Origin of the sequence: Enterobacter cloacae complex sp. P15RS (assembly GCF_014895905.1) — a bacterium.
Taxonomy (GTDB): Bacteria; Pseudomonadota; Gammaproteobacteria; order Enterobacterales; family Enterobacteriaceae; genus Enterobacter; species Enterobacter quasihormaechei.
In genome coordinates, this window is the sequence record NZ_JADBQL010000026.1 from 35605 (window position 1) to 59554 (window position 23950).

Sequence of the window (23950 nt, forward strand, 5' to 3'; positions counted from 1 at the left end):
CCTCCGTTTCAGAACAACAAGTGTTCTGCGCGTACAATCATTGACATACCAGAAGTCAGCTGTACACGAACGCCATCTTTGGTGATTTCCAGTACGGTGGCGTCCATCGCGTTGTTACCCGCTTTCACCTTCAGAGACTGACCCACGCTCAGCGCATTGATGTCAGAAACCGGGGTGTGGCGCGGCTCTTCGCGCGGCGCACGTGGGGCTTTAGCTGCTGGTTTGTCAGCACGCGGTTTGCGATCGTTATTTTCTGCACGACGCGGTGCCGGACGCGGTTTACGCTCGCGACGAGGGGCGTCTTCCTGACCGTTTGCCGCTGCGGCTTCGCGTTTTTTCGCCTGCTGTTCCGCACGCTGTGCCTGCACGCGAGCTTTGGCTTCTTCAAGCTGCTTACGCGCATGTTCTACGTGCTGTTCGTCCAGCTCACCGCACGGGTTGCCGTCAAGGTCGACACGGGTCGCACCCGGCTTGATACCGTACAGGTAACGCCAGCTCGAGGTATAAAGGCGTAATGCAGAGCGAAGCTGCGTTTTGCTGAGGTTCATCTCCCCCTCAACGCGCGCGACCAGATCCTGAAAGATACCGACTTTCAGAGGACGCGCTTCACCTTCAGCGCTGAAGCACTGCGGGAAACGCTCGGCCAGAAATGCGATAACTTCTTTACTGCTATTCAACTTAGGTTGATTTTCCATGAAATTTCCTGATTACAACGGACGTTGCCAACAAGCGCAGGCATGAACAGGCGACATTATAATGACGCTATCAGTAAATGCTACGTTATCCGTTGATTATCCTGCGACGCTCGCAAAGAATTTATGATAATCGGTCTCTGCAAGAACATTTTCCAGGTTCGCCGCAAGCGTGCGCAGCCCCTGTTCGTCCTCGGCAGTGAAGCGGCTGAAGACCGTGCTGTCGATATCCAGAACGCCAATAATCTGATTTTTTACCACCAGCGGCAGTACGATTTCAGCGTTGCTTGCGGCATCGCAGGCAATATGGCCGTCAAACGCGTGGACGTCTTCAACGCGCTGAACCTCACGCGTTGCCACGGCGGTACCGCACACGCCACGTCCTACCGGAATGCGAACGCAGGCCAGCTTGCCCTGAAACGGCCCAAGCACCAGCGTGTCGTCTTCCAGCAGATAAAAGCCGGCCCAGTTCACGTCAGAGAGGCGCTCGAAGAGTAACGCGCTGGTATTTGCCAGAGTGGCTAAGAAACTGGTTTCCCCTGCCATTAATGCTTTAAAATCGCGATTCAGATCCGCGTAGAATTCTGTTTTGTTCATTCTTCAATCACTTAGTTAACTTACAAATTTACCGCATAGCCTATTAAAATAAGCATTAAATGCGCTCATGCTCAAGATGAATCCGTACATGAGTTATTATAACTTTCAACAATACTAAACCGTGCGCGACTCATGGCCATAAAAACACCCAAAATTACGCCGACAGGAAAGATCGTTATCCATACGGTAAGCGAAGCTTTGCCTCGTGCACATTATCAGCGTTGCCCCCAGTGCGATACGCTTTTTATGTTGCCGAAGATGAAATCGCACCAAAGCGCCTTTTGTCCTCGCTGCGATGCCAAAATTCGCGATGGACGAGACTGGTCGCTAACGCGTCTGGCCGCAATGGCGGTCACCATGCTGCTGCTGATGCCGTTTGCCTGGACCGAACCGCTGCTGAAGCTCTATCTTCTGGGCGTGCGCATCGACGCCAACGTATTTCAGGGGATCTGGCAGATGACGCGCGAGGGCGATCCGCTCACCGGCGCGATGGTGCTGTTCTGCGTCGTCGGCGCGCCGCTGGTGCTGGTCGCGGCGATTGCCTACCTGTGGTTTGGCAATATTCTGGGGATGAACCTGCGCCCGGTGCTGCTGATGCTGGATAAGCTCAAAGAGTGGGTCATGCTGGATATCTATCTGGTGGGCGTCGGCGTGGCCTCCATCAAGGTGCAGGACTACGCGTTTTTACAGCCCGGCATTGGCCTTTTTGCATTCATATCGCTGGTCCTGCTGAGCATTTTGACCATGATCCATCTGAACGTTGAACAGCTCTGGGAGCGCTTTTACCCTCAGCGCCCCGCGACACGGCCTGATGAAAACCTGCGTGTCTGCCTGGGATGTCATTACACCGGTTTTCCGGATAAACGCGGCAGGTGCCCACGCTGCCATATTCCGCTAAGATTGCGACGCAACAATAGCCTGCAAAAATGCTGGGCGGCGCTGATCGCCTCTCTGGTATTTTTGTTCCCGGCCAACATGCTGCCCATCTCGGTGATTTACGTGAACGGCGCCCGCCAGGAAGATACTATCCTCTCCGGGATTATTTCTCTGGCGCACAGTAACGTGGGGGTCGCCGCGATTGTTTTTATCGCCAGTATTCTGGTGCCCTTTACCAAAGTGGTGGTGATGTTTACGCTACTTATCAGCATTCACTTTAAATGCGAACAAGGACTCCGCACCCGCATCCTGCTTCTGCGATTCGTGACCTGGATCGGTCGCTGGTCGATGTTGGATCTGTTCGTGATTTCGCTGATGATGTCGCTCATCAATCGCGATCAGTTACTTGCTTTTACCATGGGACCCGCAGCTTTTTATTTCGGCTCTGCGGTGATATTGACTATTCTTGCAGTGGAATGGCTGGACAGCCGCTTACTTTGGGACGCACATGAGTCAGGAAACGCCCGCTTCGCCGACTGAAGCGAGAATTAAAACAAAACGTCGTATTTCGCCATTCTGGCTGCTGCCTGTCATCGCGCTGATGATCGCAGGCTGGCTTATCTGGACGAGCTATGAAGATCGCGGAAGTACCATCACGATTGATTTCCAGTCTGCGGACGGCATTGTCGCCGGACGTACCCCCGTTCGCTTCCAGGGGGTGGAAGTGGGTACCGTGCAGGATATCTCCCTTGGCAAAGGGCTGAACAAAATCCAGGTGCGGGCGAGCATTAAGTCCGATATGCAGGACGCGCTGCGCGCCGAAACGCAGTTCTGGCTGGTAACGCCAAAAGCCTCGCTGGCCGGCGTTTCCGGGCTGGATGCGCTTGTGGGCGGTAACTATATCGGCATGATGCCCGGTAAAGGTGAGCCGCAGGATCACTTCGTTGCGCTGGATACGCAGCCGAAATACCGGCTGAATAACGGCGATTTGATGATCCACCTCCGCGCGCCGGATTTAGGATCGCTGAACAGCGGTTCTCTTGTCTATTTCCGCAAAATTCCGGTTGGCCGTGTGTACGATTACGCCATTAACCCGAACAAAGACGGCGTGACCATCGACGTGCTGATCGAACGGCGCTTTACCAGCCTGGTGAAAAAAGGCAGCCGCTTCTGGAACGTCTCCGGCGTCGATGCCGATCTGAGCTTAAGCGGTGCGAAAGTGAAGCTTGAGAGCCTGGCGGCGCTGGTGAATGGCGCTATCGCCTTCGATTCCCCGGAAGGCTCAAGCCCTGCCGCCGCTGAAGATACGTTTGGCCTGTATGCTGACCTGGCGCACAGCCAGCGCGGCGTCATCGTTAAGCTGACCCTGCCGGATGCTAAAGGACTGAAAGCCGGCTCGACCCCGCTGATGTACCAGGGATTAGAGGTCGGCCAGCTGACGAAATTAACCCTCAATGCAGGCGGCTCCGTCACCGGCGAAATGACCGTGGATCCTAGCGTTGTCGATCTCCTGCGGGAGAAGACGCGTATCGAGCTGCGTAATCCGAAGCTGTCGCTCAGCGACGCCAGCATCAGTTCACTGCTGACCGGCAGTACCTTCGAGCTGATCCCGGGAGAAGGCCAGCCGAATAAAACCTTTGTTATCGCCCCGGCGGATAAAGCGCTGCTGCAAAAGCCGGGCGTGCAGACGATTACCCTGAACGCACCGGAGAGCTATGGCATCGAAGCCGGACAGCCGCTGATCCTGCACGGTGTGCAGGTAGGCCAGGTTCTCGAGCGTAAGCTGACAGAAAAAGGGGTCTCCTTCTCCGCCGCCATCGATCCGCAGTACAGCAATCTGGTGCACGGTGACAGTAAATTTGTGGTCAACAGCCGGGTCGACGTGAAGGTGGGCCTGGACGGCGTTGAGTTCCTCGGCGCCAGCGCCAGCGAGTGGGTTAACGGCGGGATCCGCATTCTGCCGGGCAGCAAAGGTGCGCTGCGCGAGAGCTATCCGCTGTTCGCAAATCTGGACAAAGCCATTGAAAACAGCATGGGCGACCTGCCGACCACCACGTTGACCTTAAGTGCTGAAACGCTGCCGGATGTCCAGGCGGGCTCCGTGGTGCTCTATCGCAAGTTTGAGGTCGGGGAAGTGATCACCGTTCGCCCTCGCGCGGACGCGTTTGATATCGAACTGCACATCAAGCCGGAGTACCGCAAGCTGCTCACGCCAAACAGCGTGTTCTGGGCGGAAGGCGGCGCGAAGGTGCAGCTTAACGGCAGCGGCCTGACCGTACAGGCGTCTCCCCTCTCCCGTGCCCTGCGCGGTGCGATCAGCTTTGACAACCTGAGCGGCGCGGGCGGCAACATGCGTAAAGGTGACAAGCGGATCCTCTTCCCGTCTGAAACCGCAGCGCGCGCCGTCGGGGGACAGATTACGCTACATACCTTTGACGCCGGTAAACTGGCGGAGGGGATGCCTATCCGCTATCTCGGCATTGATATCGGGCAGGTCCAGAAGCTGAAGCTCATCACCGCGCGCAATGAAGTCCAGGCCACTGCCGTGCTTTATCCGGAATATGTGCAGACGTTTGCCCGCGCTGGCTCGCGCTTCTCGGTGGTTACGCCGCAAATTTCTGCCGCAGGGGTTGAGCACCTCGACACTATACTTCAGCCGTACATTAACGTTGAACCGGGTCGCGGCAACGCACGTCGTGAGTTTGAGTTGCAGGAGGCGACCATCACCGATTCCCGTTATCTGGACGGTCTGAGCATCGTGGTTGAAGTGCCGGAAGCCGGTTCGCTGGGCATCGGCACGCCGGTGCTGTTCCGCGGCATTGAGGTCGGGACGGTAACCAGCCTGACGCTGGGTAATCTGTCCGATCGCGTGATGGTCGGCCTGCGCATCAGCCAGCGTTATCAGCATCTGGTCCGCAACAACTCGGTGTTCTGGCTGGCTTCAGGTTACTCCCTCGACTTCGGCCTGACCGGCGGCGTGGTGAAAACGGGTACCTTTAACCAGTTCATTCGCGGCGGCATTGCCTTCGCGACGCCGCCTGGCACGCCTCTTGCACCTAAGGCGCAGGCAGGTAAACACTTCCTGCTGCTGGAAAGTGAACCGAAAGAGTGGCGCGAATGGGGAACGGCGCTGCCGCGTTAATCTCGCAGGCTCCGGTGTCAACGCGCCGGAGCCTTTATGTTACACTGCGCGCCTGAATGTTTCCCTGTGGTGTGCCCGTGGCTCAAAACTCCGTATTTCTTCCCGAACAATTCCTCGCGCAGATGCGCGAGGCGCTTCCTGCTCATCTCTCATTCGACGATTTCATCGCCGCCTGCCAGCGCCCTTTGCGCCGCAGTATTCGCGTCAATACGCTAAAAATCAGCGTCGGGGCATTTCTGGATCTCGTCTCCCCCTACGGCTGGCAGCTGACGCCGGTGCCGTGGTGTGAAGAAGGGTTCTGGATCGAGCGGGATGACGAGGAAAGTTTGCCCCTCGGCAGCACCGCCGAGCACCTGAGCGGGCTGTTTTATATTCAGGAAGCCAGCTCCATGCTGCCGGTTGCCGCGCTGTTTGCCGATGATAACCAGCCTGAACGGGTGATGGATGTCGCCGCGGCGCCGGGCTCTAAAACCACGCAGATTGCCGCCCGGATGAACAACCGCGGCGCGATCCTCGCCAACGAATTTTCCGCCAGCCGCGTGAAGGTTCTCCACGCCAATATCAGCCGCTGCGGGATCCACAACGTCGCGTTAACGCACTTTGACGGTCGCGTTTTTGGGGCTGCCCTGCCGGAAGCCTTTGATGCCATCCTGCTTGATGCGCCCTGCTCCGGCGAAGGCGTGGTGCGCAAAGATCCTGATGCATTAAAAAACTGGTCCGTTGAAAGCAACCTTGAGATCGCCGCCACGCAGCGTGAACTGATCGACAGCGCGTTCCATGCCCTGCGCCCCGGCGGGACGCTGGTTTACTCCACCTGCACGCTGAACCGAGATGAAAACGAGGATGTCTGCCTGTGGCTGAAGGCGCGCTATCCGGACGCCGTCGAGTTTTTACCGCTGGATACGCTGTTTGACTCGGCCAGTGAAGCCGCCACGCCTGAAGGCTTCCTGCATGTCTTCCCGCAGATTTACGATTGCGAAGGTTTCTTCGTCGCGCGCCTGCGTAAAACCGGCGCCGTGGAGCCCCTGCCCGCGCCGACGTTTAAGGTCGGTAAATTCCCCTTCACGCCGGTTAAAGGCCGTGAAGCGGCACAGGTGGAGGCGGCTGCAAATAAAGTGGGGCTGCGCTGGGATGAGAGTCTGCACCTCTGGATGCGTGACAAAGAGCTGTGGCTGTTCCCGACCCATATCGAACCGCTGATGGGTAAAGTGCGTTTCTCCCGCCTTGGTATTCGCCTGGCGGAGATCCACAACAAAGGCTATCGCTGGCAGCATGAAGCGGTCATTGCGCTGGCTGGTCATGAAAACACGTTCGCCCTGACGCATCAGGAAGCGGAAGAGTGGTATCGCGGTCGTGACGTTTATCCGGAAAACGGTCCGGCGCAGGATGAAACGATCGTGACGTATCAGGGTTTTCCGCTGGGTCTGGCGAAAAAAGTCGGCTCGCGGCTGAAAAACAGTTATCCGCGTGAACTGGTTCGCGATGGCCGTCTGTTTACCGGTAACAGCCGCACCGCCTGAAAAAAACGCATTTTTTTACTGGCGATTTCGCTCTCCTTGTCTAGGATCAAAAATGGGTGACTGCACTGGTCATACCAGATTTTGGGCAACAAACCGGAGAGCATTATGACGAAAACCAGCGTACGCATTGGCGCTTTTGAAATCGACGACGCTGAATTGCGCGGCGAAGCACAAGGCGATCGAACGTTAAGTATTCCCTGCAAATCCGATCCGGATTTGTGCATGCAACTGGACGCCTGGGATGCAGACACCAGCGTCCCGGCGATCCTTGATGGGGAACATTCCGTTCTGTACCGTGAGCATTACGACAGTAAAACCGATGCCTGGGTCCTGCGTCTTGCCTGACCCAAAGAGAACCCGCCCGAAGGCGGGTTATTTATTACTGAAGCTGCACCAGCGTCAGGAAGCCCCCAAATACCGCCCCCGTATCGATATAGTGCAGATTGTTAAAGTCATACCGCTTGTCTACGGGCGTGTGTCCAAACCAGAAGTGATCCGCGCCGCTAACGCCCTGACCTTTACCCACCATAAAGCCCATTAAACGATCGCGGTCCCACAGCACGCGCCTGGCATCAACCGGCTTTTGCCAGACATATTCGGCTGAGGGATAATCCGCATGAGCCACAACGTTCAGGCCATTTATGCAGGTTATTTCAATGACGTGCGGTAAGGTCCGGCAGGCGTTGAATAACGTCAGCGCCTGTTTTTGTTGCTCACCCTTAAGCGCGCTAAACCAAACACCGCCATTTATCGACCACAGGCTAAAATCATTATTTTCCAGCGCATCTAACGCCATTTGCTCGTGATTGCCGCGCACCGCATAAAACCAGTTTTCCTGTATCAGCTGTAAACATTTTACGCTGTCAGGCCCGCGATCGATAATATCTCCCACGGAGATCAGCAGATCCGTATCAGGATTAAAATGCCGACGTTTCAGCGCATCCAAAAGCTGCTGATAGCAACCATGAATATCGCTGACAACCCAGACATGACGCCAGTCTTTACCCTCTATTTTCTGATACATAAGCCCTCCATTCTGAAGTATAGCCGCAGCAGAAAGAGTCCAGTCAGATATTACAAACCCCAACAAACCCTCAACCAGCCGGAAATAAACCCTGCCGCGCTATTAATCCTTTATTACCTGCCCCCTAAAATAGAGCGCAATAAAACGAGGGATTTTTACGTGTCGAACTTACACCTGCAAAATGATGTTTTTTATCCGCATCGCACAAATATTATTTCGGAACTGATTAAGGGAAAACGCGTTCCAGGGCCTATCTGGCAAAAACGGGAATACCGTCTGAAGTTTCTTTTGCGCTCGCTTTTATTCTGGTCTTCCACCCATCGTATGCTGGAGGCGCTATCCGGACGCGATGATTTTGACAGATTACTGGCGGCGCAAATTACGCTGCCGAGCAAAACCCACCGTCAGTACCTGATGCGCGGCCTGAACGCCAATGACAGAGCCGACGCCATCGTCAGCCACTACCACTGGATTGACAGCCTGAAAGACCGGATGCTCGCTCACGCCCTCGCGAGCCCCAATGAGTTGCCCGTGGCGCAGTTTGAGGCAAAAAATGGGGTGATCTATACCGTTACAGCCTCCTCCGCGGGCAAGGCCGAACGCGAGGGCGAAAGCACGCTGTGGCTGCACGACCATGAAGACACCCTTCTCGCCAGCCTGACATTTTGCGTTGCGCGCAGCAACGGGCGCTCTGTGCTGGTTATTGGCGGCCTTCAGGGCCCGCGCCGCAGCGTCTCGCGGGACGTTATCAAGCAGGCCACACGCGCCTGCCACGGGCTGTTCCCGAAGCGCGTGCTGATGGAGGTGATCTTCCAGCTCGCCTCACACTCGAACATCAGCGCTATCTTTGCCGTCAGCGATGAGGGGCACGTATTTCGCGCCCTGCGCTACCGGCTGAGCAAAGGCCGACATTTCCACGCCAGCTACGACGAGTTCTGGGAAAGCCTGAACGGAAAACAGCTCTCACCTCTTTGCTGGCAGCTGCCGCTGCGGATAGTGCGCAAATCGCTGGATGAGATCGCCAGCAAGAAACGCGCAGAATACCGCCGCCGCTTTGCGCTTCTCGATAATATTGCGGCTTCCGTCAATGCGCGGATTGAGCCCTTGTCGACCTCAGGCGAAAAACAAACAAAAATTTAACAAAACAGCCAAAAAGGACTGGACTTACGCCTGCCGGGTTGTGGTATGTTTTAAGCAGGCGCACAGGAAGTGAACCTTCTGCTGAGACGAAAACCGGATTTTATCGTTTACTATGAAGCAGATAAAAAGAGACCGAATACGATTCCTGTATTCGGTCCAGGGAAATGGCTCTTGGGAGAGAGCCGTGCGCTAAAAGTTGGCATTAATGCAGGCTCAATCGCCTTGCCCTTTAAGAATAGATGACGACGTCAGGTTTTCCAGTCCACAGTAAAAGTGGCCTGAAAAAAAGCGTTAAAACATCACTAAATGTGAAAAACCGCAGAGCTTTTACAAGCACCTGCGGTTTTTTTTATTGGAAACCTGACTGCTAGCAGAGTTTTTCAGCGCGCTCAATAAACGGCGCCAGGCTCTTCTTCTGCCCGGGGTTTGCCGGATCGTCGACCTGGATCACGCTGACAGGCTGTCCGTTACTTTTGCCGCTGGCAACCTGCTGCTCCGCAACGTCATTTAACGGATACTGCACGAGCGTGCTGGGATTAATGACGTACAGCGCGTGGCCGGGACGGCAGGTGAGCATGACCTCTTCACGGTTGAAAGCCCAGTTGTCCTTGCCCACCTCGAACCGGCTGACGGTGATGACCTGCGGCGCGGCCAGCGCACTGCTGGCACAGGTGAGAAGTAAAAGAGAAAGCAGCGTCTTTTTCATATGTTATTTAACCTTGTCAGAAGGGTTCCCAGGTCGCGAACAGGCTGACGGCCGCCAGTACCAGCGCGCCCAGCACCACTTCTGCCTGTGTCATCCTGATAAAAATCTGTTGTTCCCGCCCGGCATCAGGGCGAAAGCGTGGCACAAGAAAATACCGATTCGCCAGCGCAATTGCCACCATCATGATGACCAGCGCACATTTGAACAACAACAGCCGTACATAAGGCGCCTGCCACGGCACGTCTAAGCCCACAATAAAGAGCGTGTTGATGATCCCGGTCAGCAGCACGCCGCCAACGGCGTAATGCCCCACGCGGGAGAAGCGCATCATGGTGAAGATAGCGGCTGGCTGCCAGCGGCCTTTCGCCAGACGCATACAGAACAGCAGCGGCAGTAACCCGCCCACCCAGGTCGCGGCGCACAGCAGATGAAGCGCATGGTTCAGACGATGCAACGCTCCCGGTGCGCCGCCGTTCATTGCGGCATGTCCGACGCCCGCCAGCAGCACAAGTTGCCCCATGGCCAGGAGTAACAACCGCGAACCTTTCTGTGGAGTAAGCCATGCCGCGCCCGCGGTCACAGCGGCCAAAACCATTTGCCACAGCCAGACGCCACCAAACTGCGTTCCCAGCACGCTGCGCCAGACCGCCGGGCTAATGACGTCGCCCCAGCCGTTACCCATTAACCCACTTTGCAGGCCGAACATCAGCAGAGCAGCCATCAGGCTGATTAAGGCCGCGATTTTCTGCTGGCGCTGGAAACGTTGCGTCATGAGGCGCTGCAACGAAGACGGTGCAAACCAGACGCTGTAAAGCGCGTTGCCGAAAAGCAGCATCAGCGCAGCAAAATGGATAAAGCGTAACGCTACGTAGCTCAGGGCCAGCATACTATTTCACGCTAAAGTGATAGCTGCCCTTGGTTTTGTGGCCGTCCACGGAGACCACGTGCCAGTCCACCGTGTAGGTGCCGGTCGGTAACGGTTTCTCAAGGGGAACAATCAGCTTTGCGTTATCTTTCTCGTCACGCTTCACCGCACCGGTCTGGATCGTGTGCTTCTGCGCGTCCGTCACCACAACGCCGCTAAAGGCTGGCTCAATGCCTTCCGAGAAATTCAGGGTAATGACGTCGGGTGCCGTCGCGACGGTATTCTCCTGCGGGGATTGTTGCTTAAGGTGCGCATGGGCCAGAGCTGAGGGCGCGGTTGCTGAAGAGAGCAGAAAAACCAGCGCGCACGCGACGCGGGAAGGGGTAAAGTGCATCACAATCATTCCTTTTCGTTATGCCTGAATGCTAAAGAATAACTCTGTATAATTAACGAGTCGAGGAACATCCTTTGCTCCCTTGTCATCGTTGAACAATCGCGGTAACGTTGCCGCCGCAGAAAAAGGAGAAGGAAATGAACGTTAACCTGGCCGCCCTTCCTCAGGACGAGATGGACAAAGTGAATGTCGATCTCGCCGCCGCGGGTGTCGCATTCAAAGAGCGTTACAACATGCCCGTCGTGGCTGAAGTGGTAGAGCGTGAACAGCCTGCGCATCTGCGCGACTGGTTTCGCGAACGTCTGATCGCGCATCGCCTCGCTTCCGTCAACCTCTCGCGCCTGCCGTACGAACCTAAAGTTAAATAAGCTTAACGTCTCGTTACACTTCCTTACGCGTTATGTGGCAGGATAAGAAAACCCTGATAAATTTAGGTGTAATCTTAAAATCCCAGCGACTTAGTGTATAAGGAAGTCACGATGTCACGATGGAATATAGCCGCGGCCCAGTATGCTCCGCGGCACAACTGTGTTGATGAGCACGTAAAACACCACCTGCACTTCATTGACGAGGCGGCCTGCCAGGGGTGCGATTTAGTCGTCTTTCCCGAGCTTTCCCTTACCGGCCCTGGCGGGGCAACTTTACCCCCACCGCCTGACGATTTGCAGCTCGCTCCCCTCCTTCACGCCGCGCAGTCACGTTTCATCACGGTGATTGCCGGTATTACGCTCCAGCAACACGGTCAGCGTCAGAAAGGACTCGCGCTTTTCACGCCCAGCCTGTCGACCATCCGGCGTTATCCGCAGGGCAACGGTGCGGGTGTGATACCTGGCGATAAACGACTATCCATCGTTGATAACCAGGCTGACGCCCCGGAACTGGACCCGGAGGCAACCCTGTTCACCAGCAGCCTGGCGGTGGGCGAGCACCGCTGGCGGCAGTCCATCGGTTCGTTACAACGCTTCGCGCATAAATACGCCATCGCGGTGTTAATGGCGAACGCGCGCAGCGGCAGCGCGTTATGGGATGAAAAAGGTCAGCTTATCGTGCGTGCCGACAAGGGCGAACTGCTGTTAACCGGTTCTTTAGGCCGACAGGGTTGGCAAGGCGATATCATTCCATTAGGCTAAGCCTTTTAGGATCAGGAGCGATCAATGCTACGCGTTATTGATACCGAAACTTGCGATTTGCAGGGCGGAATTGTGGAAGTCGCTTCTGTCGACGTGATTGACGGAAAGATAGTCAACCCAATGAGCCATCTGGTGCGCCCGGATCGCCCCATCAGTGCGCAGGCGATGGCCATTCATCGCATTACGGAATCGATGGTGGCGGACAAGCCGTGGATTGAAGAGATCATCCCCCTCTACCACGGCAGCCAGTGGTACGTCGCGCATAACGCCAGTTTTGACCGCCGTGTGCTGCCGGAGATGCCCGGCGAATGGATTTGCACCATGAAGCTGGCGCGCCGCCTGTGGCCGGGGATCAAATACAGCAATATGGCGCTGTATAAGTCGCGCAAACTCAGCGTGCGGACGCCGGAAGGGCTGCATCATCACCGCGCCCTGTATGACTGCTACATCACCGCGGCGCTCCTGATTGATATCATGAATACATCCGGCTGGACGCCAGACGATATGGCGACCATTACCGGCCGCCCCGCACTACTGACCACCTTCACGTTCGGTAAATACCGGGGGAAACCGGTAGCGGAAGTGGCGGACAACGATCCGGGCTACCTGCGCTGGCTGTACAACAACCTCGACAGAATGAGCCCGGAACTGCGCCTGACGCTGAAGTATTATTTAGGCGAAGCCTGAGTTCCCGCGCGGCCTGGCAGCGTATCCTGCGCCAGGCCAATCAAAAAGGCATACTCCAGCGCCACCCCTTCATAGGATTTAAATCGCCCTGATTTCCCCCCGTGCCCCGAGTCCATATCGGTACACAGCAGCAGCAGATTATCGTCTGTTTTCAGCTCGCGCAGCTTCGCCACCCATTTCGCTGGCTCCCAGTATTGCACCTGGGAATCGTGCAGACCGGTGGTCACCAGCATATGCGGATAGGCTTTCGCCTCGACGTTATCGTACGGGCTGTACTCTTTCATGTAACGGTAATATGTTTCATCCTGTGGGTTCCCCCACTCCTCAAACTCACCGGTGGTCAGCGGAATAGACTCATCCAGCATGGTCGTCACCACGTCCACAAACGGCACCTGGGCGATAACGCCTTTAAAAAGTTCAGGCCGCTGGTTAATCACAGCGCCCATTAGCATGCCTCCGGCGCTGCCCCCCATGCCAAAGCAGAGCTGCGGATCGCCATACCCCTGGGCGAGCAGCGCATCGCAGACGTCCAGGTAATCATTGAAGGTATTTTTCTTTTTGAGAAATTTACCGTCTTCATACCAGTGCTGCCCCAGCTCGCCGCCGCCGCGAATATGGGCAATCGCATAAACAAACCCGCGGTCGAGCAGGCTCAGCCTGCTGCTGCTGAAATCGGCGTCCATGCTGGATCCGTAGGAGCCGTAACCGTAGACGAGGATGGGGTTTTTACCTTTGTTGAAGTGGTCCTTGTGGTAGACGAGAGACACGGGAACTTCGACGCCGTCGCGCGCGGTCACCCACAGGTGCTCACTGCGATAATTCTCCGACTCAAATCCCCGGACCTCCGCCTGCTTAATCACCTGACGCTGCCCGGTGTCCATATCCAGTTCAAACAACGTGTCCGGGGTAGTCATCGACGAATAGCCATACCGCAGGCGGGACGATTCCGGTTCCGGGTTAAAGCCAATCCACGTGACGTAAGCCGGGTCATCAAACGCAATACCCACCACCTCGCGGGTTTTGCGGTTGATTTGGCGGATACTGGTCAGCCCGCGCTGACGCTCTTCCACCACCAGCCAGTCTGTAAACAGGGTGAACCCCTCCAGCATCACCTGATCGCGCGCGGGAATTAACACTTCCCACTTCCGTTCATCGCGCACTTTGGTTTTATAAAGGCCAAAGTTTTTGCCCTCGCGATTTGAACGCAGGTAAAAGCTGTGCTGGAAGTGATCCAGGCTGTACTCATGATCTTTACGGCGCGGCAGGAAGCACAGCGGCTGCGCATCCGGCAGTTCGGCATCCAGCAGCAGCACCTCAGAGGTGGTGGCGCTGGCAAGGAAGATAATCACGTAGTGGCGAGATGAGGTTTTATGCAGGCTGACGTAAAACGTCTCGTCTTTTTCCTCGTACACCAGCTCGTCGTCGGCGGAATCGGTCCCCACCGTATGACGCCAGACCTGATAAGGCAGCAGCGTTGAGGCATGCTTTTTAACGTAGTAGACCGTTTCTGAATCGTTGCCCCAGACGAAATCGGGGGAAACATTATCCAGCATTTCGGGATACCAGTTTCCCGTTTCAAGATTGCGGAAGCGCAAACCGTACTGCCGGCGGGAAAGATAATCCTCCGCCAGCGCCATAATGGCGTTATCAGGCGAAATCGACATGCCGCCCAGCGTGTAAAACTCACTGTGGGCCGCACGTTTATTAGCATCAAGCAGGATATCCCATTCGTCCCACTCGGCACTCAGCACCGACTGGCGCTGATAGATGGGATATTCGTTTCCCGGCTCGTAAATATGGCGATAGCGATAGCCGTTTTTACACCATGGGGCTGAGACATCGCGCTGGGGAATACGCTGCACCATTTCGCTCAGGAGCCTGTCCTGAAGCGCCTGCTGGCTGGCCATGACCTTTCGGCCATAGTCGTTTTCCTCGTGCAGATAGTCGAGCACCTCTGGCCGGGAACGAGAATCGTCCCGCAGCCAGTAGTAGTTATCTATACGCGTATCGCCATGCGTGACGATCGCATAAGGAGTACGTCGGGCTTTTGGAGGCATGGCATTCTTACTTTTTCGTTTTACATCCTATAAGGTTGGCAAAACGCGCGTATGATGCAAGCGAAACATGCCCTTCTAGCCCGCGAGGGTCTGTTTCTGCTGCTGAATATCCTGCTCGATCCCCTCACGAACGTCCTGCGGGATCTTCAGCGCATCGCCGAGTGCGTTCAGGTAGCTGCGCTCCATAAAGTGATCGACATCGATGGCGGCACAGCTCAGAAAATAGAGTTCCAGCGCCTCTTCTTCGTTTTTCACGCTTTGCGCCAGGCGCTGCGGATCGAGCGGCTGTTCAATGGCCTGCGCCACCAGCGCCCTGCCCTGCTCCTCGACGCCCGCTTCCTGCATCTGCTGTTCGATCGCGGCGCGTTCACTGGCATCGATATGCCCGTCGCTTTTGGCCGCGAACACCAGCGCGAGGATCAGACGCTCGGTACGTACGTCTAGCGACGTCGCCTGCTTCCCGTACTGCGGTTCATCCTGATGCGCGTTGCGCACCTTGTCCTTGTATTTATTCCATAAAACGCTGCCCGCAATAGCTCCTCCGCCCGCCAGCAGCGCGCCGGTGCCATATTTCGTCAGCAGCTTCCGCGATGATTTATTGGCAACCAGCAAACCGGCCAGCCCGCCGAGCGCTCCCGGCACCAGCAGCTTGCTTAGACCCTGCTCGCCGGACGACGAGCCTTTTTGTCCCAACAGGGATTGCAGTTGATTCATCCAGCCTGACATATTTTTCCTCACGTTACGGTGCGTACTTTCACAGCCTAAGCGAGCAGGTGTCAGGAAATGTCTGTCAGTGCTAAAGAAGCGCAAATTTCTCCCCTGCCCTGGCTATCCCCATACAAGACAGACGCAAACGTTTTCGTTTATACTGCCCGCAACTTTTTCAGGGGGATTTTATGACTCGTTTAGGAACCGCGCTGCGCCCTGCCGCGACGCGCGTAATGCTGTTGGGATCGGGTGAACTGGGTAAAGAAGTGGCCATTGAATGCCAGCGTTTGGGCGTGGAGGTGATTGCGGTGGACCGTTACGCGAATGCCCCAGCGATGCACGTCGCGCATCGCTCGCACGTCATCGATATGCTTGACGGCAATGCCCTGCGGGCGTTGATTGCCGAAGAAAAACCGGATTTCGTGGTGCCTGAAATTGAGGCCATTGCCACTGATGTGTTGGTGGCCCTTGAGCAGGAAGGCCAGCGCGTAGTGCCTTGCGCCACAGCAGCAAAACTGACCATGAACCGGGAAGGCATTCGTCGCCTGGCCGCAGAAGAATTACAGCTCCCAACGTCAAGCTACCGTTTTGCCGGGGATAAAGCTGCGTTTCTCCAGGCCGTCGAAGAGATTGGCTACCCGTGCATCATTAAGCCGGTAATGAGCTCCTCCGGCAAAGGGCAAAGCTTTATCCGCGACAGCAGTACGCTGGACCAGGCCTGGGACTATGCCCAGCAGGGCGGTCGTGCCGGTGCCGGGCGCGTCATCGTGGAAGGCGTGGTGAAGTTTGATTTCGAAATTACCCTGCTTACCGTCAGCGCCGTGGACGGCGTTTATTTCTGCGACCCGATTGGTCATCGTCAGGAAGACGGCGATTACCGCGAATCCTGGCAGCCGCAGCAGATGAGCGCACTGGCGCTGGCGCGCGCGCAGGAGATCGCCCGCAAGACGGTGCTGGCGCTGGGCGGCTACGGCCTGTTCGGGGTGGAGCTGTTTGTTTGCGGCGACGAGGTGATTTTCAGCGAAGTCTCCCCTCGCCCGCACGATACCGGGATGGTCACGCTGATTTCACAGGATCTCTCCGAGTTTGCGCTGCACGTGCGCGCTTTCCTCGGCCTGCCGGTTGGCGGCATTCGCCAGTACGGCCCGGCTGCCTCCGCGGTGATCCTGCCGCAGCTGACCAGCCAGAATGTCACCTTTGATAACGTCGAAGGTGCGGTTGGCGCAGGCTTGCAGGTCCGACTGTTCGGCAAACCGGAGATCGACGGCACCCGTCGTCTGGGCGTGGCGTTAGCAACCGGGGATAACGTGGACGAAGCCGTTGCAAGAGCGAAAATAGCGGCTGCGAACGTCAGCGTTGCAGGATAAAAAAAACGGGCCACGTGGCCCGTTTTTCTTACTGCGAATCGCTTACTGTTTCGCGCCTTCTACCGCTTCGCGAGCCAGTTTAGTGATGCGATCCCAGTCGCCCGCTTCCAGCGCATCCGCAGGAACCAGCCAGGAGCCGCCGATGCACAGCACGCTTTTCAGCGCCAGGTAGTCGCGGTAGTTGGCTGGAGAGATACCGCCCGTTGGGCAGAAACGCACCTGCGAGAATGGACCCGCAATCGCCTGCAACGCTTTGGTGCCGCCGTTCGCTTCAGCCGGGAAGAATTTAAACTCTTTCAGGCCGTAATCCATGCCCAGCATCAGTTCAGAAACGGTGCTAATACCCGGGATCAGAGGAATAGATCCTTCGGTTGCGGCTTTCAGCAGCGGCTCGGTCAGACCCGGGCTGATGGCAAACTGTGCGCCCGCTTCGGTCACTTCCGCCAGCTGCTGCGCATTCAGAACCGTACCTGCACCAACGATCGCGTCCGGCACTTCTTTGGCGATAGCGCGGATCGCATCCATCGCACAGGCAGTACGCAGGGTCACTTCCAGAACGCGAACGCCACCCGCAACCAGCGCCTTCGCCATCGGAACAGCGTGCTCCAGTTTATTTACCACAATAACCGGCACGACAGGGCCAGTGGTCAGGATTGCTTCTGCACTTGTTTTCCAGTTTTTCATCAGAGTTTTCTCTCGCCAGATCGTTAAAATCAAGTCGTCTTAAAACGTAATACAGGTTGCGCCCTGCTCCGCACCGGAGAGTTTCTCGCGCAACGCACCAAACATTTCACGTCCGGTACCCACGCGCGACGCGCTCAGGTCAGGAATATGTGGCTGACGTGCCGCCAGCTCTGCTTCATCCACCAGCAGGGTTAACTCGCCTGTCTGACCGTTAACGCGGATCATGTCACCATCACGGACTTTCGCCAGCAGGCCACCGTCGTAGGCTTCCGGGGTGACGTGGATAGCTGAAGGCACTTTACCGGATGCCCCGGAGAGGCGTCCATCGGTGACCAGCGCAATTTTGAAACGGCGGTCCAATAATACACCAAGCGGCGGCATAAGTTTATGTAATTCTGGCATCCCGTTCGCTTTTGGTCCCTGATGACGCACAACGACCACGCAGTCTTTATCCAGCAGACCCGCGTCAAAGGCAGGTAAAACGTCGTGCTGGCTTTCGAACACCACGGCCGGGGCTTCAATCACCTGATTCTCTTCCGGCACGGCAGAGGTTTTCATCACCGCACGCCCAAGGTTACCGCTCAGCACTTTGGTGCCGCCGTGAGGAGAGAACGGTTTTTCGTAGGTGGCAATGACCTGCGGATCGAGCGAGTCGCTCGCCCCTTCACGCCAGTCCAGCTCACCGTTGTTCAGCCATGGCTCAAGGGTATAGCGATGCAGGCCAAAGCCCGCCACCGTGTTGACATCCTCATGCAGCAGGCCGCCTTTCAGCAGCTCGCGCATCAGCACCGGCACGCCGCCCGCCGCCTGGAAGTGGTTGATGTCCGCCGGACCGTTCGGGTACAGACGCGCCATCAGCGGCACCACGGAGGAGATATCGGAGAAGTCATCCCAGTTGATCAGAATGCCCGCCGCGCGCGCCATTGCGACCAGGTGCATGGTGTGGTTGGTTGAGCCGCCGGTTGCCAGCAGGGCAACGATACCGTTGACGATGACTTTTTCATCCACCATTTTGCCCATCGGCATCCATTCGTTGCCGTTACCGGTCAGGCGCGTGACCTGACGGGCTGCGGCTTCGGTCAGCGCCTTACGCAGCGGCGCGTCCGGCTGAATGAACGAGGAGCCCGGCAGCTGCATCCCCATAAACTCCACCACCATCTGGTTGGTGTTGGCCGTACCGTAGAACGTACAGGTGCCCGGTGCGTGGTAGGACGCGGCTTCCGCTTCCAGCAGCGCCTTACGATCCGCTTTTCCTTCGGCATACAGCTGGCGAATACGTACTTTTTCTTTATTCGGCAGACCGCTTGCCATCGGACCTGACGGCACAAAAATCGCTGGCAGATGGCCAAACGACAGCGCGGCCATCACCAGCCCCGGGACGATTTTGTCGCACACGCCCAGATAGAGCGCACCATCAAACATATTGTGCGAGAGGCCAACCGCCGCAGACATGGCGATCACTTCGCGGCTCAGCAGCGACAGCTCCATGCCGTCCTGCCCCTGGGTGACGCCGTCGCACATGGCCGGCACGCCGCCCGCAACCTGGCCCACCGCGTTTACGCTATGCAGTGCGTTGCGAATGATGTTCGGGTAAACCTCGTACGGCTGGTGGGCAGAGAGCATGTCGTTATAGGAGGTAATAATGGCGATGTTGTTACGCAACATGCTTTTCAGCGCGTCTTTATCGCCAGGCTGACAGGCGGCGAAGCCGTGGGCCAGATTCCCGCAGGCCAGCTGCGAGCGGTGGACCGTTTCGCTCTTCGCCTGTTCGATGCGGGCGAGGTAGGCAGAACGGGTCTCTTTCGAGCGCTCAACAATGCGTTGTGTTACGCGTAACAATGTCGGATTCATAAAAGCTCCTCTAATTTATCTGTCCGGGCTCGGGAGTTTACACAGGTTCTGACGGTTGTTAACAACGCTGAAACGCCTGTTATCCGGAGCGCAGGGGCAAAATGTCTAAGAGGAGTGTAATAAAAAAAGCTCCGCGGGTGAATCCACGCGGAGCTTAAAAAGTAAAAATGATGCCACTTGCTGTGTTAGATCATGTTACCGGTAAAATAACACCTATGGGCTAGAGGGCTTTACTCAAACTCGTTCCAGGAGCGGCCATCGCGGGTGATCATCGCAACGGAGGCAACTGGTCCCCATGTTCCCGCCTGATACGGTTTTGGCGCATCCTGATCGGCAGCCCACGCTTCGGTAATGGAGTCGACCCATTTCCACGCCTCTTCCACTTCATCGCGACGGACGAACAGCGCCTGGATACCGCGCATGGTTTCCAGCAGCAGACGCTCGTAAGCATCGGCCAGATGCGTCTGGTTGAAGGTTTCTGAGTAGCTCAGGTCCAGCTTGGTGGTTTGCAGGTTGTGCTTGTGATCAAGTCCCGGCACTTTGTTCAGGATCTGAATATCCACACCCTCGTCCGGTTGCAGACGGATGGTCAGTTTGTTCTGCGGCAGCTCCTGCCAGGATTCTTTGAACAGGTTCAGTTCCGGGTTTTTGAAGTAGACCACCACTTCGGAGCATTTTGCCGGCAGACGCTTACCGGTACGCAGGTAGAACGGCACGCCGGCCCAGCGCCAGTCGTCGATATCCACGCGGATCGCCACAAACGTCTCGGTATTGCTGGACTTGTTCGCGCCCTCTTCTTCCAGATAGCCAGGGACTTTTTTCCCCTGGGCAAAACCTGCGGTGTACTGACCGCGAACGGTTTTCTCACGCACGTTGGAGCGGTCGATACGGCGCAGTGATTTCAGCACTTTTACTTTGGCGTCACGAATGCTGTCGGCCGTCAGATCCGACGGTGGAGACATGGCAATCATGCACAGAATTTGCAGCAGGTGGTTCTGGATCATGTCGCGCATCTGACCGGCCTGGTCAAAGTAACCCCAGCGGCCTTCAATACCCACCTCTTCCGCCACGGTAATTTCCACGTGATCGATGGTGCGGTTGTCCCAGTTGTTCACAAACAGGGAGTTAGCAAAGCGCAGCGCCAGCAGGTTCAGAACCGTCTCTTTGCCCAGGTAGTGGTCAATACGGTAAACCTGGCACTCCTCAAAGAACTCGCCCACCTGGTCGTTGATTTCACGAGAGGTTGCCAGCGACGTGCCCAGAGGCTTTTCCATCACCACGCGCGCCGGTTTGGCATTCAGCTTCGCTTCGCCCAGACCTTTGCAGATGGCGCCGAAGGTGCTTGGTGGCATGGCGAAATAGTTAATGGTGACACGATTTTCCTGGTCCAGCATTTCACCCAGACGGGTAAAGGCGCTGACATCATTGACGTCCAGGTTACAAAAATCGAGGCGCCCGCTCAGCTTATCCCACAGACTTTCATCGATTTTTTCTTTCATGAACGTTTCGAGCGCCTCGCGCACGACTTTGGTATAAGCTTCCTTATCCCAGTCGGCGCGCCCTACCCCAAGGATTCGGGTGTCGGGATGGATCTGGCCCGCTTTTTCCAGCTGATACAGGGAAGGCAGCAATTTTCGGCGTGCAAGATCGCCTTTCGCGCCGAAAATGACCAGGTCACATGCCTGGGCTGTTTGCGTTACCGCCATGTCATTCTCCTCAGTTAGATCGCCTGGTACTCTGCCAGGTATCGTTGTAATTTTATTACAATGCACTGTACTGCTTTTACGCATTTCCTGAAACCATTAGCGCTTAACGTCACGTGCGATACGGCGATTTTTCGTCGTCCAGACCTTTCAGCCCGTTTAATGACGCAACAAACGTCGATTCTTTGCGCAACGGAGTCAGGGCAAAACCCGACCTCGATCAAGTAATGAAAAAAAACAACAACATTTCTTGTCGACGGTTACCCTTTCGGAAGTCCCGGGGTTAATATCGGCTAAATCGAATCAGGGTTTCATCTCTGTATGAAATCGTTTATGCCCTCATGAGCGTCTTGTTAACAATGAACATGCTGGAAAAAATCCAGTTTCAACTGGAACACCTTAGCAAATCCGAGCGCAAAGTGGCTGAAGTTATTCTCGCCGCCCCCGCTCAGGCGATTCATTCAAGCATCGCCGCTCTGGCACAGGAATCGGGCGTCAGCGAACCGACGGTTAATCGATTCTGTCGTAGTCTGGACACGCGCGGCTTTCCTGATTTTAAACTGCATCTGGCCCAAAGTCTGGCAAACGGCACCCCGTATGTTAATCGCAATGTGGATGAAGACGACAGCGTTGATGCTTACACTGCGAAAATATTTGAGTCGGCTATGGCGACGCTCGACCACGTGCGCCAGTCTCTGGATATGAGTTCGGTGAACCGCGCGGTTGATTTACTCACACAGGCCAAACGGATTGCCTTCTTTGGCCTTGGCTCGTCGGCTGCCGTAGCACATGACGCCATGAATAAATTCTTTCGCTTCAACGTGCCGGTGATTTATTCCGATGACATTGTGCTGCAACGCATGAGCTGTATGAATTGTAGCGAAGATGATGTCGTGGTCCTCATCTCCCACACGGGCCGCACCAAGAGCCAGGTCGAGCTGGCGCAGCTCGCGCGTGACAATGATGCGATGGTCATCGCCCTGACGACGGCGGGTACGCCGCTGGCCCGGGAAGCGACGCTCGCCATTACCCTGGACGTACCGGAGGACACCGACGTCTACATGCCGATGGTCTCCCGCCTGGCGCAGTTGACGGTCATTGACGTGCTGGCGACCGGTTTTACCTTACGCCGGGGCGCAAAATTCCGGGATAACTTGAAGCGGGTCAAGGAAGCCCTGAAAGAATCGCGTTTTGATAAAGAATTGCTTATAAAGAGCGATGTTCCCTAATAACGACGAAGTACGATTTACGGCATTCGGTCCCCTCGCTACTGCCTTGCAATAGATGAAGTCCGATTCAATGTTCACGCAACACCAAAGTTGTTTCAGTCAACGGAGTATTACATGTCCAGAAGGCTTCGCAGAACCAAGATCGTTACCACCTTAGGCCCGGCCACTGACCGCGATAATAACCTCGAGAAGATTATCGCCGCGGGTGCCAACGTGGTGCGTATGAACTTCTCTCACGGTACGCCAGAAGATCATAAATTACGTGCCGATAAAGTGCGTGAAATCGCAGCTAAACTGGGCCGCCATGTTGCTATCCTCGGCGATCTTCAAGGTCCAAAAATTCGCGTATCGACCTTCAAAGAAGGCAAAGTCTTCCTCAACATCGGCGACAAATTCCTGCTGGATGCCAACCTGAGCAAAGGTGAAGGCGATAAAGAGAAAGTGGGTATCGACTACAAAGGACTGCCTGCTGACGTTGTGCCAGGCGACATCCTGCTGCTGGACGACGGTCGCGTACAGCTGAAAGTGCTGGAAGTTCAGGGTATGAAGGTGTTCACGGAAGTGACCGTCGGCGGCCCGCTCTCCAACAACAAAGGCATCAACAAGCTCGGCGGTGGCCTGTCTGCCGAAGCGCTGACCGATAAAGACAAAGCGGATATCGTGACCGCAGCACAGATCGGCGTAGATTATCTGGCCGTCTCCTTCCCGCGCTGCGGCGAAGATCTGAACTATGCTCGCCGTCTGGCGCGCGACGCAGGCTGCGATGCGAAAATCGTTGCGAAAGTTGAACGCGCGGAAGCAGTCTGCGATCAGGACGCGATGGATGATGTGATCCTGGCGTCTGACGTCGTGATGGTTGCCCGTGGTGACCTGGGTGTAGAAATCGGCGATCCTGAGCTGGTCGGCATCCAGAAAGCGCTGATCCGTCGCGCGCGCCAGCTGAACCGTGCGGTGATCACCGCCACCCAGATGATGGAATCCATGATCACCAACCCAATGCCGACCCGTGCGGAAGTGATGGACGTGGCCAACGCCGTGCTGGACGGTACCGATGCGGTAATGCTGTCAGCCGAAACCGCTGCCGGTCAGTACCCGGCGGAAACCGTGGCCGCCATGGCGCGCGTCTGCCTGGGCGCAGAGAAGATCCCAAGCATTAACGTCTCCAAGCACCGCCTGGATATCCAGTTCGACAATGTGGAAGAAGCGATTGCGATGTCCGCGATGTACGCCGCAAACCACCTGAAAGGGGTCACGGCAATCATCACCATGACCGAATCTGGCCGTACCGCGCTGATGACGTCCCGCATCAGTTCCGGGCTGCCGATCTTCGCCATGTCCCGTCACGAGCGTACGCTGAACCTGACGGCGCTGTATCGCGGCGTGACGCCGGTGCACTTCGACAGCACTAACGACGGCGTGGCCGCTGCGCACGATGCGGTAAATCTGCTGCGCGACAAAGGTTACCTGGTGTCCGGCGACATCGTTATCGTGACGCAGGGTGACGTGATGAGCACCATCGGCTCAACCAACACCACCCGCGTACTGACCGTAGAGTAAGACCCGATCCCCTCTCCCCTA

The 23950-nt window shown here is 56.3% G+C and carries 22 protein-coding genes; 11 read left to right on the top strand and 11 right to left on the bottom strand.

Going from position 1 to position 23950, the window contains the following annotated elements; genetic code table 11:
* Positions 1–8: 8 nt before the first annotated feature.
* On the bottom strand, positions 9–695 hold the full coding sequence (gene proQ / locus IM267_RS16680; RefSeq protein WP_006811005.1) for an RNA chaperone ProQ: 687 nt from the start codon (positions 693–695) through the stop codon (positions 9–11).
* Between the two features lie 96 nt (positions 696–791).
* Entirely contained in the window at positions 792–1289 is a 498-nt protein-coding gene (locus IM267_RS16685) for a GAF domain-containing protein (RefSeq protein ID WP_063868478.1), read from the bottom strand.
* 132 nt (positions 1290–1421) lie between these two features.
* On the opposite strand from IM267_RS16685, the gene yebS reads away from it, so the two are divergent.
* The 4 genes from yebS (at position 1422) to IM267_RS16705 (ending at position 7172) form a co-directional block, all read left to right on the top strand.
* Positions 1422–2705 (top strand): membrane integrity lipid transport subunit YebS, encoded by a 1284-nt coding sequence (gene yebS / locus IM267_RS16690; RefSeq protein WP_063449630.1) that lies wholly within the window; start codon positions 1422–1424, stop codon positions 2703–2705.
* Complete coding sequence (locus tag IM267_RS16695; protein ID WP_102750892.1) at positions 2674–5307, top strand: PqiB family protein; 2634 nt, start codon at positions 2674–2676, stop codon at positions 5305–5307. Before yebS ends, IM267_RS16695 begins: the two co-directional genes overlap by 32 nt.
* Positions 5308–5384: 77 nt before the next feature.
* Positions 5385–6827, top strand: coding sequence for a 16S rRNA (cytosine(1407)-C(5))-methyltransferase RsmF (gene rsmF / locus IM267_RS16700; protein ID WP_370551743.1), 1443 nt, complete (start codon positions 5385–5387; stop codon positions 6825–6827).
* Between the two features lie 105 nt (positions 6828–6932).
* The gene (locus IM267_RS16705; protein ID WP_006176013.1) at positions 6933–7172 is read left to right on the top strand and encodes a YebV family protein; all 240 of its coding nucleotides are present in this window, start codon (positions 6933–6935) and stop codon (positions 7170–7172) included.
* Between the two features lie 34 nt (positions 7173–7206).
* Here IM267_RS16705 and pphA read toward each other — a convergent pair whose 3' ends face one another.
* Positions 7207–7851 carry a protein-serine/threonine phosphatase gene (pphA, locus tag IM267_RS16710; protein WP_193033846.1) on the bottom strand — a complete coding sequence of 215 codons (645 nt, stop codon included), beginning with the start codon at positions 7849–7851 and terminating at the stop codon, positions 7207–7209.
* Positions 7852–8010: 159 nt separating this feature from the next.
* Between pphA and IM267_RS16715 the strand changes: the two genes are divergently transcribed.
* The gene (locus IM267_RS16715) at positions 8011–8991 is read left to right on the top strand and encodes a VirK/YbjX family protein (RefSeq protein ID WP_193033847.1); all 981 of its coding nucleotides are present in this window, start codon (positions 8011–8013) and stop codon (positions 8989–8991) included.
* Between the two features lie 367 nt (positions 8992–9358).
* On the opposite strand, the gene IM267_RS16720 is transcribed toward IM267_RS16715, so the two are convergent.
* From IM267_RS16720 to yobA, 3 genes are read right to left on the bottom strand one after another with little or no spacing between them, the layout of a single operon-like run.
* Positions 9359–9697 (bottom strand): YebY family protein, encoded by a 339-nt coding sequence (locus tag IM267_RS16720; protein ID WP_063868473.1) that lies wholly within the window; start codon positions 9695–9697, stop codon positions 9359–9361.
* Positions 9698–9713: 16 nt separating this feature from the next.
* Positions 9714–10583, bottom strand: coding sequence for a copper homeostasis membrane protein CopD (gene copD, locus IM267_RS16725; protein ID WP_193033848.1), 870 nt, complete (start codon positions 10581–10583; stop codon positions 9714–9716).
* 1 nt (position 10584) lies between these two features.
* Positions 10585–10956 carry a CopC domain-containing protein YobA gene (yobA, locus tag IM267_RS16730; protein WP_107535597.1) on the bottom strand — a complete coding sequence of 124 codons (372 nt, stop codon included), beginning with the start codon at positions 10954–10956 and terminating at the stop codon, positions 10585–10587.
* A 137-nt stretch (positions 10957–11093) separates the two neighbouring features.
* Here yobA and IM267_RS16735 point away from each other — a divergent pair, with 137 nt between their 5' ends.
* The 3 genes from IM267_RS16735 to exoX all read left to right on the top strand — a co-directional run bounded on the left by IM267_RS16735 (position 11094) and on the right by exoX (position 12773).
* Entirely contained in the window at positions 11094–11324 is a 231-nt protein-coding gene (locus tag IM267_RS16735) for a DNA polymerase III subunit theta (RefSeq protein ID WP_003859784.1), read from the top strand.
* Between the two features lie 111 nt (positions 11325–11435).
* The gene (locus IM267_RS16740) at positions 11436–12086 is read left to right on the top strand and encodes a carbon-nitrogen hydrolase family protein (RefSeq protein ID WP_193033849.1); all 651 of its coding nucleotides are present in this window, start codon (positions 11436–11438) and stop codon (positions 12084–12086) included.
* A gap of 24 nt (positions 12087–12110) precedes the next feature.
* A complete protein-coding gene (exoX, locus tag IM267_RS16745; RefSeq protein ID WP_131636895.1) occupies positions 12111–12773 on the top strand; it encodes an exodeoxyribonuclease X in 663 nt (220 codons plus the stop codon).
* On the opposite strand, the gene ptrB is transcribed toward exoX, so the two are convergent.
* Positions 12755–14830, bottom strand: coding sequence for an oligopeptidase B (gene ptrB, locus IM267_RS16750; RefSeq protein ID WP_112792797.1), 2076 nt, complete (start codon positions 14828–14830; stop codon positions 12755–12757). The two genes, exoX and ptrB, sit on opposite strands and share 19 nt — an antisense overlap.
* A 75-nt stretch (positions 14831–14905) precedes the next feature.
* Complete coding sequence (locus IM267_RS16755; RefSeq protein ID WP_193033850.1) at positions 14906–15556, bottom strand: tellurite resistance TerB family protein; 651 nt, start codon at positions 15554–15556, stop codon at positions 14906–14908.
* A gap of 170 nt (positions 15557–15726) precedes the next feature.
* On the opposite strand from IM267_RS16755, the gene purT reads away from it, so the two are divergent.
* Positions 15727–16905 carry a formate-dependent phosphoribosylglycinamide formyltransferase gene (gene purT / locus IM267_RS16760; protein ID WP_193033851.1) on the top strand — a complete coding sequence of 393 codons (1179 nt, stop codon included), beginning with the start codon at positions 15727–15729 and terminating at the stop codon, positions 16903–16905.
* Between the two features lie 42 nt (positions 16906–16947).
* Here the strand turns inward: purT and kdgA are convergent, their stop codons facing one another.
* From kdgA to zwf, 3 genes are all read right to left on the bottom strand, one after another.
* Positions 16948–17589, bottom strand: coding sequence for a bifunctional 4-hydroxy-2-oxoglutarate aldolase/2-dehydro-3-deoxy-phosphogluconate aldolase (gene kdgA / locus IM267_RS16765; RefSeq protein WP_112792795.1), 642 nt, complete (start codon positions 17587–17589; stop codon positions 16948–16950).
* Between the two features lie 39 nt (positions 17590–17628).
* Positions 17629–19440, bottom strand: coding sequence for a phosphogluconate dehydratase (gene edd, locus IM267_RS16770; protein WP_193033852.1), 1812 nt, complete (start codon positions 19438–19440; stop codon positions 17629–17631).
* Between the two features lie 230 nt (positions 19441–19670).
* On the bottom strand, positions 19671–21146 hold the full coding sequence (gene zwf, locus IM267_RS16775) for a glucose-6-phosphate dehydrogenase (protein WP_022648481.1): 1476 nt from the start codon (positions 21144–21146) through the stop codon (positions 19671–19673).
* Positions 21147–21502: 356 nt separating this feature from the next.
* Between zwf and IM267_RS16780 the strand changes: the two genes are divergently transcribed.
* Together IM267_RS16780 and pyk are read left to right on the top strand one after the other, a co-directional pair.
* Positions 21503–22372, top strand: a complete 870-nt coding sequence (locus IM267_RS16780; protein ID WP_063450107.1) for a MurR/RpiR family transcriptional regulator — start codon at positions 21503–21505, stop codon at positions 22370–22372.
* Between the two features lie 114 nt (positions 22373–22486).
* On the top strand, positions 22487–23929 hold the full coding sequence (pyk, locus tag IM267_RS16785) for a pyruvate kinase (protein WP_010432595.1): 1443 nt from the start codon (positions 22487–22489) through the stop codon (positions 23927–23929).
* Positions 23930–23950 lie beyond the last annotated feature (21 nt).